Genomic DNA, 15,874 nt, shown 5'->3' with positions numbered 1-15,874 from the left:
CATTCGGGCCACTCGAGGCGGGTCAAAACAGGGAGCTCCGCGGTGCGGTTCCAGGTCCTCGGCCCGTTGGCGGCCACAGCACGGAACACGGTGGGGAACACCGCGGTGACGCTGCCCTCGGCGGCCCAGCCCCGGCGCCTGCTCGCGCTCCTGCTGGCCCGCCCGAACGAGTTCGTCGGCCGGGCCACGATCGTCGACGAGCTGTGGCCGGACGGCGCGCCGCCGAGCGCGGCCGCGATCGTCCAGGTCACCGTGTCCAAGCTGCGCAAGACGCTGTCGCCGGGGCTGGCTTCGGACGCCCCGGCCCAGCGGCTGCGTTCGGGCCCGCGTGGTTACGCCCTGACCGTCGGCGAGGACGAGCTGGACGCCACCGAGTTCGTCGCCCTCGCCTCGGCCGGGCTGGCCGCCGAGGATCCCGTCGCCAAGCGCGGGCTGCTCGAGCGGGCGCTCGCCTGCTGGCGCGGCGGGGCGTTCTGCGACGTCGAGACCGGCCCGCTGGTGGAGGCGCACGAGCTGTGGCTGGAGGACCGGCGCCGCACGGTGCTGGTGCAGCTGGTGGAGTTGCAGCTGGCCGGCGGGGACCGCCACGCCGTGGTCCACCGGCTCGCCCCGGTGGTCGCGGACCGGCCCGCGGACGAGCGGCTCGCCGCCCGCCTCGCCGCCGCGCTGGCCGGCCTCGGCCGCCGCGATTCGGCACTCGACCTGCTCCGCCGGACCCGCCGCGCGCTGTGGGACGAGGCGGGCGTGACGCCGGGCCCGGAGCTGGACGCCGTTTACCGCCGCGTCGCCGGCACCGACTGGACGTCGGCGGGGCCGCCCGCCCAGCTGCCCGCGCCGGCCCCGGACTTCACCGGACGGGCCGCCGAGCTGGCGGAGATCGCGCGCGGCCTGCGTTCGCCCGCGCCCGTGGTGGTGCACGGCGCGCCGGGGTCCGGCAAGAGCGTGCTCGCCGTGCAGGCCGCGTGGCGGGCCCGCCGGCGATTCCCCGACGGCCAGCTCGTCGCGGACCTCAGCACGGCCGATCCTCGTGACGTGCTCGCCGGGTTCCTGCGGGCACTCGGCGCGTCGGCGGCCGAGCTGACGGCCGACTTGCCCGGGCTGGTCGGATTGTGGCGCAGCCACACCGTGGACCGGCGCCTGCTGGTGGTGCTGGAGGACGCGCGCGCCGAGGCGCAGGTCCGGCCGCTGCTGCCGAGCGGCGCCGGCTGCGCGGTGCTGGTGACGGCGCGGAACCCGTTGCCGGGGCTGGCCGCCGCCCGTCCGGTCCGGGTGGGTGAGATGTCCACAGTGGACGCACGCGCGCTGCTCGCCGCGGTGGCGGGCCCGGAGCGGCTGGCGGCCGAGCCCGCCGCCGCCGACGTGGTCGTCAGCCGCTGCGCCGGCCTCCCGCTCGCGGTGCGGATCGCCGGGTTGCGGCTGGCCGCGCGGCCGCACCAGCGCGTCGCCGAGCTGGCGGCGCGGCTCACCGACGAGCGCCGGGCGCTGGACGAGCTGGTCGCCGGCGACCTGAGCGTGCGCGGCGCGGTGCTGCCGGCCCTGCACGGGTGCCCGCCCGCGGACCGGGAACTGTTGCGGCTGCTGGGGGTTTTCGGCCGCCCGGTCCCGTCCTGGTGCGCCGCGGCGCTGCTGGGCCGACGCGTCGCCGAGACCGGGGAACGGCTGGAGTCCCTGCTGGACGCGCACCTGCTCACCGTCGACGAACGTGGCCGCCATTCCGTGCCGAGGTTCGTCCGGCTCGGGCTGGCCCGGCTGCCCGGCCGGGAGCCGGACCGCGCCGCGCTGCGCCGGGCGCTGGAGGCCGTGCTGGCGCTGGCCGAACGCGTGCTTTCCGTGCTGGACCAGGGTTTCACCCCGGCCGGGCCGCCGTTCGCGCGGCCGGACGTGAGCGCGGCGCGGGCCGCGACCGCTGACCCGAGGGCCTGGCGCAATGCCGAGATCGACCTGGTCGCCGCCGCGGTCCGGCTGGCCGGCGCGCACGGCTGGCCCGACCTCGCGGCGCGGCTTTCCGACGCCTGCCTCGCCCTGGCCGGTTCGCCGTGGGTGAGCGGGGCCGCGCGGGCGGTTTCGGTGGCCGGGCTGGCCGCGGCCCGCCGGCTGGGCGACCGCCCGGGCGAGGCGCACAAGCTGTTCACCCTCGGCTCGGTGCAGTGGCAGCAGGGCCGCTGGCGCCAGGCCCGGACGTACTTCGCCATGGCCGGCGGGCGGTTCCGCGCGCTCGGCGACCCGCGCGGCACGGGCGCGGCGCTGGTCGTGCTCGCCGACATCGACGCCGACGCCGGGCAGGCCGCGTTCGCCGTGGAGGAGCTGCGCGAGGCGCTGGAGCTGTTGCGCGAGTGCGGGGACAGCCGGGGCCAGGCCACCGCGGCGGCCCAGTTCGGCGGCCTGTCGGAGGACCTCGGCGACGTCCGGCGCGCGCTGGAGAGCTTCGAGGCCAGCCTGCTGCTCGCCGACGGGCGCGGGCACGACCAGGTGGCCAAGCGCTACGCCGATGTACTGCGCCGCCACGGCCACGCCGACCGCGCCGCCGACCTGCTGACGGACGCGCTCGGCGGCGCGGTCCGGAGCCGCGAGCGGCACTGGGAAGCGCACGTCCTGCGCAGCCTCGGCGACCTGCACGCCGAAGCGGGCGAAGTCGGCGAAGGGGAGCGCTGCCTTTCGCGCTCGCTCGCGCTGTTCGAGCAGATCGGGCACCGGCACGCCGCCGCGTACACCCACCGGAGCCTGGCCGAAGCCCGGCTGCGCGCCGCCGACCATGACGGCGCCGAGCGGCACCTGCGCGCCGCGATGGGCGTTTTCCGCGAGCTGCGGGACCGCCGCGGCACCGGGTACGCGCTGCTCAGTCTGGGCCGATTGCACGCCGGAGCGGGCGCGGACGGCGACGCCCGGCGGGTGCTGACCGACGCCGCCGGCCTGTTCAAGGGCCTGGGCTTCCCGCTGTGGGAGCTGCGCGCCCTGCGGGAGCTGAACGCCGCGTCCAGTGATTCCCCGGCGCGGGACCGGGCCCGTGAAGTCTTGACGAAGATCAGGACCTGACCCGCCTGCTTGCCCACCGCGGTGGCCCGCGTTTGGCGAAGTTATGGCGCCCGAGTCTTGGCTGCCGCTCGTCAGAACTCCCCACGAGGAGGCTATTCATGCGTGTTCCCCCGATGCCGCTGTGGTCCCGCGCGGCTCTCGGACTGGCCGCCGCCACGGCGACCGCGCTGCTGGGCACCGCCGGCACCGCGTCCGCCGCGCCCGCGGTCACCAAGCTGACCCAGGCGCAGGCGGCTTCGCAGCTGTCGGCGGCCGGGGTCACCCACTCGTCCAGCGGCGGGTGCACCACGAGGTCCAACTCCACCTGCACCTCGTACGAGCAGATCAACCAGACCACGGTCAGCGGCGTGATCACGCTCAAGCACGCCAGCGGCTGTGCCATCAACATCACCGGCGGCACCGAGGTGGGCCACGCTGCGGGCACCTACAGCCATTACAACGGCTACAAAGTGGACATCGCGCACAACAGCTGCATCGACGGCTACGTGAAGAGCGCCTTCAGCTACATCGGCCTTCGCGGCGACGGCTATCCACAGTGGAAAGCCGCGTCCGGAAACCTGTACTGCGACGAGGGAAACCACTGGGACATCACGTATTACACCAGCGGCGGCTGAGGGCCGGCCGGGGCTGCCCGCTCTTGAGGGCGGCGGGCAGCCCCGCCGGTGCGGTGGTGCGGCCTGGGGGTTCGCACCACCGCCGGCGGTCATGTCCGAAGTGGACGGTCAGTGGCCCGGCCCGCCGTCCCGGAACTCCCGCGGCGACGCCCCCGTCGCCGAGCGGAAGGCCCGGGAGAAGTGGGCCGCGCTGGTGAACCCGCATTCGCGCGCCACCTCCGCGATGCCCAGTGCCGCCCGGTCCGGGTCGGTGAGCAGCGCCTTCGCCCGGTCCACGCGCAGGCGCTTGATCCGCTCGGTGACCCCGAGCCCGTCGTCGAAGAGCTGATAGAGCCGGCGGCGCGAGATGTACAGCGCTTCGGCCACCCGGTCGGCGTTCAGCGACGGGTCGGGCAGATGCGCGCGCATGTAGTCGAGCGCCTCGCGACGGCGGACGGCCAATGCGTCGGCCCGGTCCTGCTCCACCCGGAGTGCGGTGCGCAGCACCAGTTCGGCCAGCCCCAGCAGATGGCAGGCGAGCCCGTCCGGGTCCAGCCGCGGCCCGGCGGACACCACGTGCGCCACCGCGCCGGCGACGAGCGCGCGCACCGGCGCGTCGACCTCCACCGGGCGGAGCATCAGCGGCCGTAGTTCGGCGAGGGTGAGGGAAAGCTTCGCCGGGGCGACGGTCAGCAGCACCTGGCCGCGGTCGGCGGGCCGCAGCTGGAGCGTGCAGCCGGTGAACGCCAGCCGCGCGCCGGGCTCGGCGACCGAACGCGGGACGGGACAGCGCAGCAGCAACTGGATCCCGGCGGGCCCGGCCGCGCGCACCACGAGTTTCCCGTCCGCCACCGCGGGTTCACCTGTACGGCCGGTGTTGTTCACGCTGTCCTCCGCTCCGGAGCGCACTGCCGGCCGTCATCGTGCCGGACGGGCCGGGAAACCGGGGCATCGACAGCCTGATTCACCGCTATTCTGTCCATAGTGGACACCACACTCGAATGGCCCACCGGTGGATCTTGACCGTGCGTGCAACGATTCCGCGACCACGACTGCACGCAGGGACACGCCCGGCCCGGCACAGCCTTGATGACCTCACGGTATGCGCCTGGCTACCGCGGGTGCGGGGTGAGGTCGCCCACGCCGGGGCCCGGAGGGGGTTGACCGGCCCGGGCGAACGCGTAACGTCGTGGGGATGTTGCAGTCCGGTGGGGGCGCCGGCCTCACCCTCCTGACCACCGTCCGTGACGACGCGCTCGTGCTGGTGACCGCCGCGGGCGAGATCGACGCGGCGTCGGTCGGTGATTTCCGGCTGGTGCTGGCGCAGGCCTGCGGGGTGGGGGACAAGCTCGTGGTCGACCTCTCGCGGGTCCGATTCCTCAGCTGTGCCGGGCTTCGCGCGCTGGAGGAGACGAGCCGGGAGCGGCCCGCGCTGTCCGTCGTGGCCACCGGCCGGCTGGTGCTGCGCGCGTTCGACGTGTCCGGCGTGGGCGAGGCCGTGGACGTCCGCCCGCGGCTCACCGAGGCGTGTGCGTTCGCCCGGGCGTGACTTTCCGTCACCGTCGGCCGGACGAGTGGTGCTGACCGGCGGACGTGGCACGGGCTGGGATCTTGGGTACCCCCAGGTAAGGGGAAGCCGAGGATTCGAGGTGATCCGAGATGTCCACCGGGAGCAGCACCGTGACCGGCCGGGCCGGTCTGTGGGCCGGGGGAGCGGCCGGATCGGCCGTGCTGGCCGGCCTTTACCTGATCATCGGGCCGTGGGTCGCGCGCTTCGGCGGCGCGGCCGAACTCGCGGTCAGCAACACCGTGGCCGGGCTGGCGATCATCGCGCTGGCCGCCGTCCGCACCCGTGACACCGGACCGCAGGCGCTCACCTGGATCCTGCCGGTGCTGGGTCTGTGGGCGGCCGTGTCGCCACTGGTTCTTCGCTACGGCGACGAGACGGTCCCGTCCCCGGGCGCGGTGGCGGGCAACGTGATCGCGGGCGTGGTCGTAGTGCTGGCCGGTGCCGCTCTGCTGCGCCGTCGCCGGGAGTCGTAGCTCCGCTGGGCCGTCCTTTGCCGTCAACGGGGCGAGTGTGTCGACAGTCGCCGGACTAATCGGATACAGTGCATCCGCTTTAGTGGTCCGGCGTCCGCCGGCCGGCCGGTGCGAAGGAGCCCCAGCATGGCAAGACGAAGGACGCTGGTTTCACTGGGCGCCGCGCTGGGCTTGATCGCCGCGACCCTCACCCCGGCCGCGTCTGCGGCATCAGGAACGCCGGGCTCCTGGCAGCCGGACCCGGCCGCGTACGGCGTGAGCGCGCCGCTCACCGTGTCGGTGCGGATGGACGACGGGGTGCTGATCTCGGCCGAGGTCGTCTACCCGGCGGATCCGGCCACCGGGGCGCGCGCGGCCGGCCGGTTCCCGGTCCTGCTGACCCAGAACCCTTACGGCGCCGGGCGTTCCGACCCGGCGAGCGCCGGTGACTACTTCGTGCAGCGCGGCTACATCTACCTCGCCTCGGCGGTCCGCGGCACCGGGGCGTCCGGCGGTCAGGTGTCGTGGTTCGGGCAGCGCCAGGGGAAGGACGGCGCGGAGCTGGTCGACTGGGCCGCGCACCTGGCCGGCTCCGACGGCACGGTCGGCCTGGACGGCTGCTCCTACCTCGGCGTCGACCAGTGGTTCACCGCCGCCGCGGTCGGGCCGCGCTCCGCGCTCAAGGCGATCACCCCGTTCTGCACGGATTCGGACTTCTACCGCGACCTGACCGCCAACGGCGGCATCCCGACCGGGTTCGTCGCCGGCATCGCCCACGGCGAGCCCCGCGGGCCGCAGGACGACCCGGCCACCGACCCGCAGTCGGTCACCATCGCGCAGCAGGCCGGCGGCGGGCCGCGGTCCTACGACAACCAGTACTGGCAGGACCTCGACGTCCAGCGGATGATGCCGGCGATCGTGGCCAACGGCGTGCCCGCGCTGACCGAAGCAGGCTGGCGGGACCTGTTCCCCGGCGGCAATCTCGGGGCCTACGTCGCCGCGCAGAACGCCTACTTCCACCGGCCGTTGACCGCACCGGTCACCGCGGGCGAGCCGACGACCGGGCGGTACCAGGCGATCGTCGGGCCCTGGACGCACGGGGAGAACGTCGACGGGGTCACTCTGCAGAACCTCCGGCTCGAATGGTTCGACACCTGGCTCAAGGGGCAGCGCACCGGCATGGCCGACACCGCGACGCCGTTGCACCTGTTCGAGAACACCGCCGGCCGCTGGGTCGACACGGCCGCCTGGCCACCGGCCCGTAGCGCGGCCACCTACTACCTCGGCGACGGCACGCTGAGCGCGGCCAAGCCCGCCGCCGGAACCGACAGGCTCAGCTGGGCACCGGCCACTTCGGCGAACACCCTGACCTACTCGAGCGCACCGTTGACCAGCCCGGCGGTGCTGGACGGGCCGTCGGGCGTGACCGTGTACGCGTCGTCCGCCGCGCCCGAAGTCCAGCTGACCGCGACGTTGAACGTCATCGCCGCCGACGGCAGCGTGGTCAAGCAGGCCGACGGCGTGCTGCTGGGCAGCCGGCGCCGGCTCGACCCGGCCCTGAGCTGGTACGGCGGAAACGGCGCGCTGATCCAGCCGGCGCACCCGTTCACCCGCGCCGCCCAGCAGCCCGTGGTGCCTGGCCAGGTCACCCGGTACGACCTGTCGCTGCTGGCGAACTTCGCCCGGATCGAGCCGGGCGAGCGGATCCGGCTGGTGCTGAACAGCCAGGCGCCGGCGAACTTCCACCTCCCGGTCGTGCCGACGCCGCAGGAGCTGGCGGGCCTGAACGGCGGGGTCTACACCGTGGCGCACGGGCCGGTCTACGCGTCCGCGCTGAACCTGCCGCTGGCCGAGCCGGGCCTGTTCCGGACCAGCCCGGTCGACTGGGGGCCGGCTTCCTGACTGACGCCGGTCGCTAGCGGCGGCGTTTCCGGTCCTGGGCCGCGTGGGTGCTGCTGGCGACGAGCGCGGATTCCACGGTCGCGTGGGCCGTGCCGCTGCCCGGCAGCTCCGGCGTGTCGGGCCGGGCGCGCAGGCCGTCGAGCACGATCCGCAGGTACCGCCGCCACAGCTCGGGCGTTCCGGTGTGGTCGGTGACCGCGCCGACCATCAGCTGCAGGATCGGGAAATCGGCCGGTCCGACGTCCGGCCGCAGCCTGCCCTGCTCCTGGGCCCTGGCGATCAGGACGTCGACCGCCGTGTCCACCCGGTCGCGCACCTGCCGCTGCCGTTGCGGGCCGCGGCCGGTGCCGAGCATGACCTCGCGCAGCCCCCGGTCGAACGCCTGGTCCTCGCACACCTTCTCGAGCGCGGTGCTCAGCCCGGTCCAGGCGTCCGGTTCGGCCAGCGCGTCGGTCAGGGCGCGGTCGACTTTTTCGACCATGTCGTCGAACAGCGCGTCGATCAGTTCTTCCTTGTCGGCGAAGCGCCGGTACACGGTGCCGACGCCGACGCCGGCGTGGTGCGCGACGTCGTTGAGGGTGGCGGCGACGCCGTGGTCGCGGAACACTTCCCGGGCCGCGGCCAGGATGCGCTGCCGGTTGCGCTCGGCGTCCTTGCGCAGCGGAGGGCGGTTTTCGTGGTCAGCCGGCACAGGTTTTCCTCATCGCGCGGAACGGGGCGAAACGGATCCAGTCTATCCGGCACGTCGGCCAGGCCACCGGTCAGCGCGTCTCGTGGCGGACGTCGATCCAGTCGTCGTTGGCCGAACCCGGGCGGTACGGGCTTTCCCGGCGTTTCGCGATGATGCCCGCCAGCCCGTGGTCCCGGCTGGCCCGGGCGACCGCGGCGCCGTCACCGGGGTGGCTGGGCGGCACCTGCCAGTGCGGGCCGGCCAGGCCGAGCCCGTCGAGCAGCGCCCGCCGCTCGTGGTGCGGCGCGGCCAGCAGCGACCGGAAGTCCAGGTGCAGCACGTCGCTGACGAGGTAGAAGACCGGGTGCCGGTGCCGCAGCCCGCGGGCCTCGCCGCCTTCGGCCGCCGCCCGGCGCCGGAGCCCTTCCGGGTCCGGCGCCCCGTCGGCGAACACGACGATTTCCCCGTCCAGCAACGCTTCCGTCGCGCCGAGCTGAGTGCCCAGGCCCCGCAGTTCGGGGTAGCGGGAGGTGACGTCTTCGCCCGTTTCGTCGAACGCGGTGACCCGGCCGGCGGTCACGCGCAAGATCGTGCGGAGACCGGACCAGGCGAATTCGTAGGCCCATTCCGCGTCCGCGTCCGGCAGCGGGCCCGGCTTCGCGGGCATCGGCGCGAGGAAACGGGGCGTGGGCTCGTGTCCGTCCTCGGCCGGGTCGAGCCGGGTGAGCTTCCAGGCGTTCTCGGCGGTGGGGTCGTGACGGTGGACGAGGGCGTAGCGGCCACGCAGCCGTTCGCCGTGCAGGACCAGCTCGACGCGGTGGTCGTTCCAGTGCAGCGCCTGGTAATCGCCGTGGTCCCAGACCTCGGCGTCGTCGGTGTAATCCGGTGGCTGGTCGTCGATCCGCACCGCGAGCCGGACCTCGTCGGGCGCCCGCGGCACTCCGCGCGGCACGGTCCAGGAGACGAGCACGCCTTCGCGCTCCAGCCGGAGATTCCAGTGCAGCTGCGGGGTTCGCTGTTGGTGGACGACGAACCGGCCGCCTTGCTCGACGGGCTTGCCCGGTGGCGTCTCGGGAGGAGTTTCCCGGCCACGCCTGCGCCGGTACTCGGCCAGCTCGTCGGCCACCACCAGGCACCCCCGTCCACGTTCGGGAGCGGCCAGCGTAGCGGTTCGGTCAGCCGGTGCCGAGCACCTGCTCCAGCCATGCCTGCCACGCCTTGCTCTGCTGCGCCGGGTCCACGCTGCCGGAGAACAGGTGGTGGCCCGCGGCGATGGTCATCCCCATCGGCCAGCGGCCGTGGAAGCGCAGCAGCGCGTCCGGCGTGCGGATGCCGACGTACTGCGGTGTCGTGTAGTCCAGGACGCCCTCGATCGGCGGGAGGCCGTCGACGGTGAACCGCACCGGCTGGCCCAGGACCGGCTCCGCGGGCAGGCCCAGCGCGTCGAGCAGCTTGGGCCAGGCGGCGGCGTCGGCCGAGGCCGCCGGGCCGTCCGCGAGCACGTACTCCGCGCTGCCGCCGGGGAAGTGCGCGAGGTATTCGGCGAGGGTGTGCAGGTACATGTCCCAGCCGATGGAGAAACTCTCGTGGTACTCGTCGCCCCAGTCGCCGTTGGTGAAGCTGTGGTGGATGAAGCGCAGCACGGAGGCGCCGCCGTCCGCGGCCTCGATGAGGTACTCGAAGGCGTCGAAGCCGCCGTCCTCGGCCGGGGCGCTGCGGTAGGCGAACCGGCGCGGCGGCTCCCACGCGGTGATCTCGGCCTCGCTCCCGAAATCGCCCATGGCGAAGCGGATCTTCCGCGCCTCGGCGTCCACCTCGTGCTTGCCCATGAACCACGAGTCGATCCCGGGCCCCGTGGCCACCGCGTCCCACACCCGCTCCGGCCCCGCCGGGAGCCGGACCTCCTTGGCCACCTCGAACTCGCGTGCCATGACCGCTTCCTCCTTGTTTGCCGGAGCCCTCACCGTGCCATTGACAATAATACCTGTCAAGGGAGGAGGCGGCGTCCCGTGATCGGTGCCAGACTGGCGGCGGACCGACCAGAAGGGGATCAGCACCATGCCGACTGTCGCCGAGCAGCTCATCGACGTCCTCGTCCAATCCGGGGTGCGCCGGATCTACGGGGTGGTGGGCGACAGCCTCAACCCCGTGGTCGACGCCGTCCGCCGCACCGGCGGCTCGGCGCGCGGCGGCATCGACTGGATCCACGTGCGCAACGAGGAGGCGGGCGCCTTCGCCGCGGCCGCCGAGGCGCAGCTGACCGGCACGCTCGCCGTGTGCGCGGGCAGCTGCGGACCGGGCAATCTGCATTTGCTGCAAGGGGTTTACGACGCGCACCGCTCGGGCGCGCCGGTGCTCGCCATCGCTTCGCATATCCCGTCGGCGCAGATCGGCACCGGGTTCTTCCAGGAGACGCACCCGGAGCGGCTGTTCGCCGACTGCTCGCACTACTGCGAGATGGTCAGCTCACCCGAGCAGATGCCGCGCCTGGCGCGCATCGCCGTGCAGAACGCGGTGGGCCGCCGCGGCGCCGCTGTGCTCGTGCTGCCCGGCGACGTCTCGCACGAGTCCGCGGCGCAGCCGACCGGCGAGTGCTGGTCGCTGCCCAGCCCGCCGGCCATCCTGCCCGCCGCCGCCGACGTCGACCGGCTGGTGGAGCGGGTGAACCGCGCCGAGAAGGTGATGATCATGGCCGGCGCGGGCTGCCGCGACGCGCACGCCGACGTGCTCGCGCTCGCCGACGCGGTCGGCGCGCCGGTCGGGCATTCCTTGCGGGGCAAGGAGTTCGTGCAGTACGACAACCCGTTCGACGTCGGCATGAGCGGGCTGCTCGGCTACGGCGCCTGTTACGAGGCGATGCACGAGGCCGACCTCGTCCTGCTGCTCGGCACCGACTTCCCGTACGACACCTTCCTGCCGCAGCGCAACACCGTGCAGGTGGACATCGACGCCGCGCGCATCGGCCGCCGCTCGGTGCTGGAGTTCGGCGTGCTCGGCGACGTCGGCGAGACGATCCGGGCGGCCCTGCCGCGGCTCACCCGCAAGCCGGACCGCTCCTTCCTGAACGTCATGCTGCACAAGCACGAGCGCGGCCTGCAGCGCACCGTCGACGCCTACACCAAGGACGTCTCGCAGCAGGTCCCGCTGCACCCGGAGTACGTCGCCGACATCCTCGACGAGGAGGCGGCCGAGGACGCGGTGTTCACTGTGGACACCGGGATGTGCAACGTCTGGGCCGCCCGCTACGTCACGCCGAACGGGCGGCGCCGGCTGATCGGCTCGTTCGTGCACGGCAGCATGGCGAACGCGCTGCCGCACGCGATCGGCGCGCAGACCGCCGACCCCGGCCGCCAGGTCGTCGCGATGTGCGGCGACGGCGGGCTGGCGATGCTGCTGGGGGAGCTGCTCACGCTCAAGACCCACGCGCTGCCGGTGAAAGCCGTGGTGTTCAACAACTCCTCGCTCGGCATGGTGAAGCTGGAGATGCTCGTGGACGGCCTGCCGGACTTCGGCACCGACCACGACCAGGTGGACTTCGCCGCGCTGGCCAAGGCCGCCGGGCTGCACTCGCGCCGGGTCGAGAAGCCCGCCGACGTCCGCGACGGCATCCGCGAGATCCTCGCCCACGACGGCCCCGCGGTGCTCGACGTGGTGACCGACCCGAACGCGCTGTCCATCCCGCCGAACATCACCGCCTCGCAGGTGCGCGGCTTCGCGCTCGCCGCCAGCCGGACCGTGCTCGGCGGCGGGGTGGGGAAGATGCTGCAGCTGGCCAAGTCCAACCTGCGCAACATCCCGCGGCCCTGACCCTCGTGAGTGTTTATGCCGGTTAGAACCGTCATAAACACTCACGAGTCCCTGCGCCGACGGCAGGCGTCAGTCGGTCTCGGCCATCGCCTCGGCGAACTGCGCCGCGTACAGCCGGGAGTAGGCGCCGCCCGAGTGCAGCAGCGTCTCGTGGTCGCCCTGCTCCACGATGTGCCCGGCCTCCATCACCAGGATGACGTCCGCGTCGCGGATGGTGGACAGCCGGTGCGCGATGACGAAGCTGGTCCGCCCGGCGCGCAGGGTGTTCATCGCCCGCTGGATCAGCACCTCGGTGCGGGTGTCGACGGAGCTGGTGGCCTCGTCGAGGATGAGGATCACCGGCTTCGCCAGGAACGCCCGCGCCACCGTGATCAGCTGCTTCTCACCCGCGCTGACCGTGCCGCCCTCGTCGTCGATCACCGTGTCGTAGCCGTCCGGCAGGGTCCGCACGAACCGGTCGACGTGGGTGGCCTTGGCCGCCTCGACGATCTGCTCGTGGGTGACGTCGTCGGCGCCGTAGGCGATGTTCTCCGCGATCGTGCCGCCGAACAGCCAGGCGTCCTGCAGCACCATGCCGGTCTTGTCGCGCAGCTCCTCGCGGTTCATCTTCGCGATGTCGACGCCGTCGAGGGTGATCCGGCCGCCGTCGATCTCGTAGAACCGCATGAGCAGGTTGACCAGCGTGGTCTTGCCGGCGCCGGTCGGCCCGACGATCGCCACGGTCTGGCCGGGCTCCACGGTGAGCGACAGGTCGTCGATCAGCGGCGTGTCCTTCAGGTAGCGGAACGACACGTCGTGGAACTCGACCCGGCCGCGCACCGGGTCCGGGCGGGCCGGCTCGGCGGGCTCGGGCTCCTGCTCCTCGGCGTCCAGCAGGGCGAACACCCGCTCGGCCGAGGCCACCCCGGACTGCAGCAGGTTCGCCATGCTGGCGATCTGCGTGACCGGCTGGCTGAACTGCCGCGAGTACTGGATGAACGCCTGCACGTCGCCGAGGGAGAGGCTGCCGGACGCGACGCGCAGCGCGCCGATCACCGCCACCAGCACGTAGTTCAGGTTGCCGATGAACATCATCGCCGGCTGGATCGTGCCGGAGATGAACTGCGCCTTGAAGCTGGCGTTGTACAGCGTGTCGTTGTGCTCCTTGAAGACCTGCTCGGCCTCCGCGCGCCGGCCGAAGACCTTCACCAGCGAGTGGCCGGTGTACATCTCCTCGATGTGCGCGTTCAGCCGCCCGGTCGTCGACCACTGCTTGATGAACTGCGGCTGCGCGCGCTTGCCGACCTTGGCCGCGACGAACACCGACGCGGGCACGGTCAGCAGCGCGATCACGCCCAGCAGCGGCGAGATCAGGAACATCATCACCAGCACGCCGATCACCGTGAGCAGCGAGGTGACGATCTGCGAGAGCGTCTGCTGCAGCGACTGCGCCAGGTTGTCGATGTCGTTCGTGACGCGGCTGAGCACCTCGCCGCGCGGCTGGCGGTCGAAGTAGCGCAACGGCAGCCGGGCGAACTTCTCCTCGACGTCGCGGCGCAGCTGGTACACCGCGTTCTGCACCAGCCGGGTGGTCAGCCGGGCCTGGATCAGCCCGAAGAACGACGCGACCACGTACAGCGCCAGCACGAGCATCAGCACCTGGCCGACCGCGCCGAAGTCGATGCCGCGGCCGGGCACCAGGTCGACGCGGGTGAACATGTCCGCGAGCGTGGTGTTGCCCTGCGCCCGCAGCCCCGCGATCACCCCCTCCTTGGTGGCGCCCGCGGGCAGGCCTTTGCCGATCACGCCGGCGAAGATCAGGTCGGTGGCCTGGGCGAGCACCTTCGGCCCGACCACGGTCATCGCGACGCTCAGCGCGCCGAGCACCAGCACCCCGACCAGCGCCGCGCGTTGCGGCTGCAGCAGGCGCAGCAGCCGGCGCATGGAGCCCATGAAGTCGAGCGCCTTCTCGGCCGGCGCCCCGGCGGCCATGAACCGCCCCGGTCCCGCGGTCGGCTGGCCCGGCCGGTCGGTGCGCGCCGCGGTGGGCCGCTCGCCGACTTCGGTGGCGACGCCGCCCTCGGCGGGCGCGCCACCCTCAGCAGGTTGATTCTCGGTACTCATCAGGCTGCCTCCGCCTCAGTCAGCTGCGAAAGCACGATCTCCCGGTACGTTTCGTTGCCGTCCATCAGTTCGTGGTGGGTTCCGGTGCCGACGACGCGGCCCGCGTCGACCACGATGATGCGGTCGGCGTTCCGGATGGTGCTGACCCGCTGCGCGACGATGACCACCGTCGCCTCACGGGTTTCGTCGGCCAGCGCGCGGCGCAGGGCCGCGTCGGTGGCGTAGTCGAGCGCGCTGAACGAGTCGTCGAACAGGTAGATGCCCGGCTTGTGCACCAGCATCCGCGCGATGGCCAGGCGCTGGCGCTGGCCACCGGAGACGTTCGTGCCGCCCTGGGCGATCGGCGAGTCGAGCCCGTCGGGCATCTGCTCGACGAAGTCCTTGCCCTGCGCCACTTCCAGCGCGTGCCACAGCTCTTCCTCGGTGGCGTCCGGCTTGCCGTAGCGGAGGTTGCTCGCCACCGTCCCGGCGAACAGGTACGGCTTCTGCGGCACCATGCCGACCGCCGACGCGAGCACCCCCGGGTCGAGCTCGCGCACGTCGACGCCGTCCACGCGCACGGTGCCCTCGGTGGCGTCCATCAGCCGGGGGATCAGGTTGAGCAGCGTGGTCTTGCCGCTGCCGGTGCTGCCGATCACCGCGGTGGTCTCGCCGGGCCGGGCCAGCAGCGAGATGTCCTGCAGCACCGGCTTCTCCGCGCCGGGGTAGCGGAACTCCACGCCGCTGAGCTCCAGGTGGCCGTGCACGGCACCGGGGGAGACGGGCTTGAGCGGCAGCACGACGCTGGACTCGGTGTCCAGCACCTCGCTGATCCGCTCGGCGCTGACCTCGGCGCGCGGCACCATCATGAACATGAAGGTGGCCATCATGATCGACATCAGGATCTGCAGCAGGTAGGCCAGGAACGCGGTCAGCGCGCCGATCTGCATCTCGCCGCTCTCGATGCGGTGCCCGCCGAACCACAGCACGGCGACACTCGAGACGTTCACCACCAGCATCACGGTCGGGAACATCAGCGCCATCAGCCGGCCGACCCGCAGCGAGACGGTGAGCAGCTCGTCGTTCGCGCGGCCGAAGCGCTCGCGCTCGTGCTGGTCGCGGACGAACGCGCGGATCACCCGGATGCCCATGATCTGCTCGCGCATCACCTGGTTGATCTTGTCGATGCGCACCTGCATCAGCCGGAACGCCGGGCGCATCCGGGCGATGATGACGCTGACCGCGATGGCCAGCACCGGCACGGCCACCAGCAGCAGGCTGGAGAGCGGCACGTCCTGGTTCAGCGCCAGCACGATCCCGCCGACGCACATGATCGGCGCGGACACCATCAGCGTCAGCGTCATCAGCACCAGCATCTGGACCTGCTGGACGTCGTTGGTGGTTCGGGTGATCAGCGACGGCGTGCCGAAGTGGCCGACCTCGCGCGCGGAGAAGTCCTGCACCCGGTGGAACACCGACGCGCGGACGTCGCGGCCGAGCGCCATCGCGGTGCGCGCGCCGAAGTACACGGCGCCGACCGAGCCGGCGATCTGCACCAGCGTGATCAGCAGCATCACGCCGCCGATCCGCATGATGTAGCCGGTGTCGCCCTTGATGAGGCCGTTGTCGACGATGTCGGCGTTCAGCGTCGGCAGGTACAGCGCGGCGATGGTCTGCACCAGCTGCAGCAGGACGATCAGCCACAGGGTGGCTTGGTAGGGGCGCAGATGAGTGCGCAGCAGACGGATTAGCACGGGCGTGTTCT

The 15,874-nt window shown here is 72.8% G+C and carries 12 protein-coding genes; 6 read left to right on the top strand and 6 right to left on the bottom strand.

Going from position 1 to position 15,874, the window contains the following annotated elements; translation table 11 throughout:
• The first annotated feature begins 42 nt into the window (after positions 1 to 42).
• Entirely contained in the window at positions 43 to 3,033 is a 2,991-nt protein-coding gene (locus tag OG371_RS42605; protein ID WP_329062662.1) for an ATP-binding protein, read from the top strand.
• Between the two features lie 98 nt (positions 3,034 to 3,131).
• Positions 3,132 to 3,647 carry a hypothetical protein gene (locus OG371_RS42600; RefSeq protein ID WP_329062660.1) on the top strand — a complete coding sequence of 172 codons (516 nt, stop codon included), beginning with the start codon at positions 3,132 to 3,134 and terminating at the stop codon, positions 3,645 to 3,647.
• A gap of 108 nt (positions 3,648 to 3,755) precedes the next feature.
• On the opposite strand, the gene OG371_RS42595 is transcribed toward OG371_RS42600, so the two are convergent.
• Entirely contained in the window at positions 3,756 to 4,511 is a 756-nt protein-coding gene (locus OG371_RS42595; RefSeq protein WP_329062658.1) for a helix-turn-helix transcriptional regulator, read from the bottom strand.
• A gap of 310 nt (positions 4,512 to 4,821) precedes the next feature.
• On the opposite strand from OG371_RS42595, the gene OG371_RS42590 reads away from it, so the two are divergent.
• The 3 genes from OG371_RS42590 (at position 4,822) to OG371_RS42580 (ending at position 7,550) form a co-directional block, all read left to right on the top strand.
• Positions 4,822 to 5,175: an STAS domain-containing protein gene (locus OG371_RS42590; RefSeq protein ID WP_329062656.1), complete on the top strand. Its 354-nt coding sequence runs from the start codon at positions 4,822 to 4,824 to the stop codon at positions 5,173 to 5,175.
• A 110-nt stretch (positions 5,176 to 5,285) separates the two neighbouring features.
• Positions 5,286 to 5,669 carry an SPW repeat domain-containing protein gene (locus tag OG371_RS42585; RefSeq protein ID WP_329062654.1) on the top strand — a complete coding sequence of 128 codons (384 nt, stop codon included), beginning with the start codon at positions 5,286 to 5,288 and terminating at the stop codon, positions 5,667 to 5,669.
• A 126-nt stretch (positions 5,670 to 5,795) separates the two neighbouring features.
• Positions 5,796 to 7,550 carry a CocE/NonD family hydrolase gene (locus OG371_RS42580; protein ID WP_329062651.1) on the top strand — a complete coding sequence of 585 codons (1,755 nt, stop codon included), beginning with the start codon at positions 5,796 to 5,798 and terminating at the stop codon, positions 7,548 to 7,550.
• Positions 7,551 to 7,563: 13 nt separating this feature from the next.
• Here OG371_RS42580 and OG371_RS42575 read toward each other — a convergent pair whose 3' ends face one another.
• From OG371_RS42575 to OG371_RS42565, 3 genes are all read right to left on the bottom strand, one after another.
• Positions 7,564 to 8,241 (bottom strand): TetR/AcrR family transcriptional regulator, encoded by a 678-nt coding sequence (locus OG371_RS42575; protein WP_329062649.1) that lies wholly within the window; start codon positions 8,239 to 8,241, stop codon positions 7,564 to 7,566.
• A 70-nt stretch (positions 8,242 to 8,311) separates the two neighbouring features.
• Positions 8,312 to 9,346: a DNA polymerase ligase N-terminal domain-containing protein gene (locus OG371_RS42570; protein ID WP_329062647.1), complete on the bottom strand. Its 1,035-nt coding sequence runs from the start codon at positions 9,344 to 9,346 to the stop codon at positions 8,312 to 8,314.
• Between the two features lie 49 nt (positions 9,347 to 9,395).
• On the bottom strand, positions 9,396 to 10,151 hold the full coding sequence (locus OG371_RS42565) for an SRPBCC family protein (RefSeq protein WP_329062645.1): 756 nt from the start codon (positions 10,149 to 10,151) through the stop codon (positions 9,396 to 9,398).
• Between the two features lie 127 nt (positions 10,152 to 10,278).
• On the opposite strand from OG371_RS42565, the gene OG371_RS42560 reads away from it, so the two are divergent.
• Positions 10,279 to 12,027 (top strand): pyruvate dehydrogenase, encoded by a 1,749-nt coding sequence (locus OG371_RS42560; protein ID WP_329062642.1) that lies wholly within the window; start codon positions 10,279 to 10,281, stop codon positions 12,025 to 12,027.
• 69 nt (positions 12,028 to 12,096) lie between these two features.
• On the opposite strand, the gene OG371_RS42555 is transcribed toward OG371_RS42560, so the two are convergent.
• Together OG371_RS42555 and OG371_RS42550 are read right to left on the bottom strand one after the other, a co-directional pair.
• Complete coding sequence (locus tag OG371_RS42555) at positions 12,097 to 14,130, bottom strand: ABC transporter ATP-binding protein (protein ID WP_442876045.1); 2,034 nt, start codon at positions 14,128 to 14,130, stop codon at positions 12,097 to 12,099.
• Complete coding sequence (locus OG371_RS42550) at positions 14,130 to 15,863, bottom strand: ABC transporter ATP-binding protein (protein WP_329062640.1); 1,734 nt, start codon at positions 15,861 to 15,863, stop codon at positions 14,130 to 14,132. Before OG371_RS42550 ends, OG371_RS42555 begins: the two co-directional genes overlap by 1 nt.
• Positions 15,864 to 15,874 lie beyond the last annotated feature (11 nt).

The sequence above is a fragment of the Amycolatopsis sp. NBC_01480 genome, assembly GCF_036227205.1.
Lineage (GTDB): Bacteria > Actinomycetota > Actinomycetes > Mycobacteriales > Pseudonocardiaceae > Amycolatopsis.
Note: the sequence above shows the minus strand (reverse complement) of the source record. Positions and strands in the feature narration are given on the sequence as shown.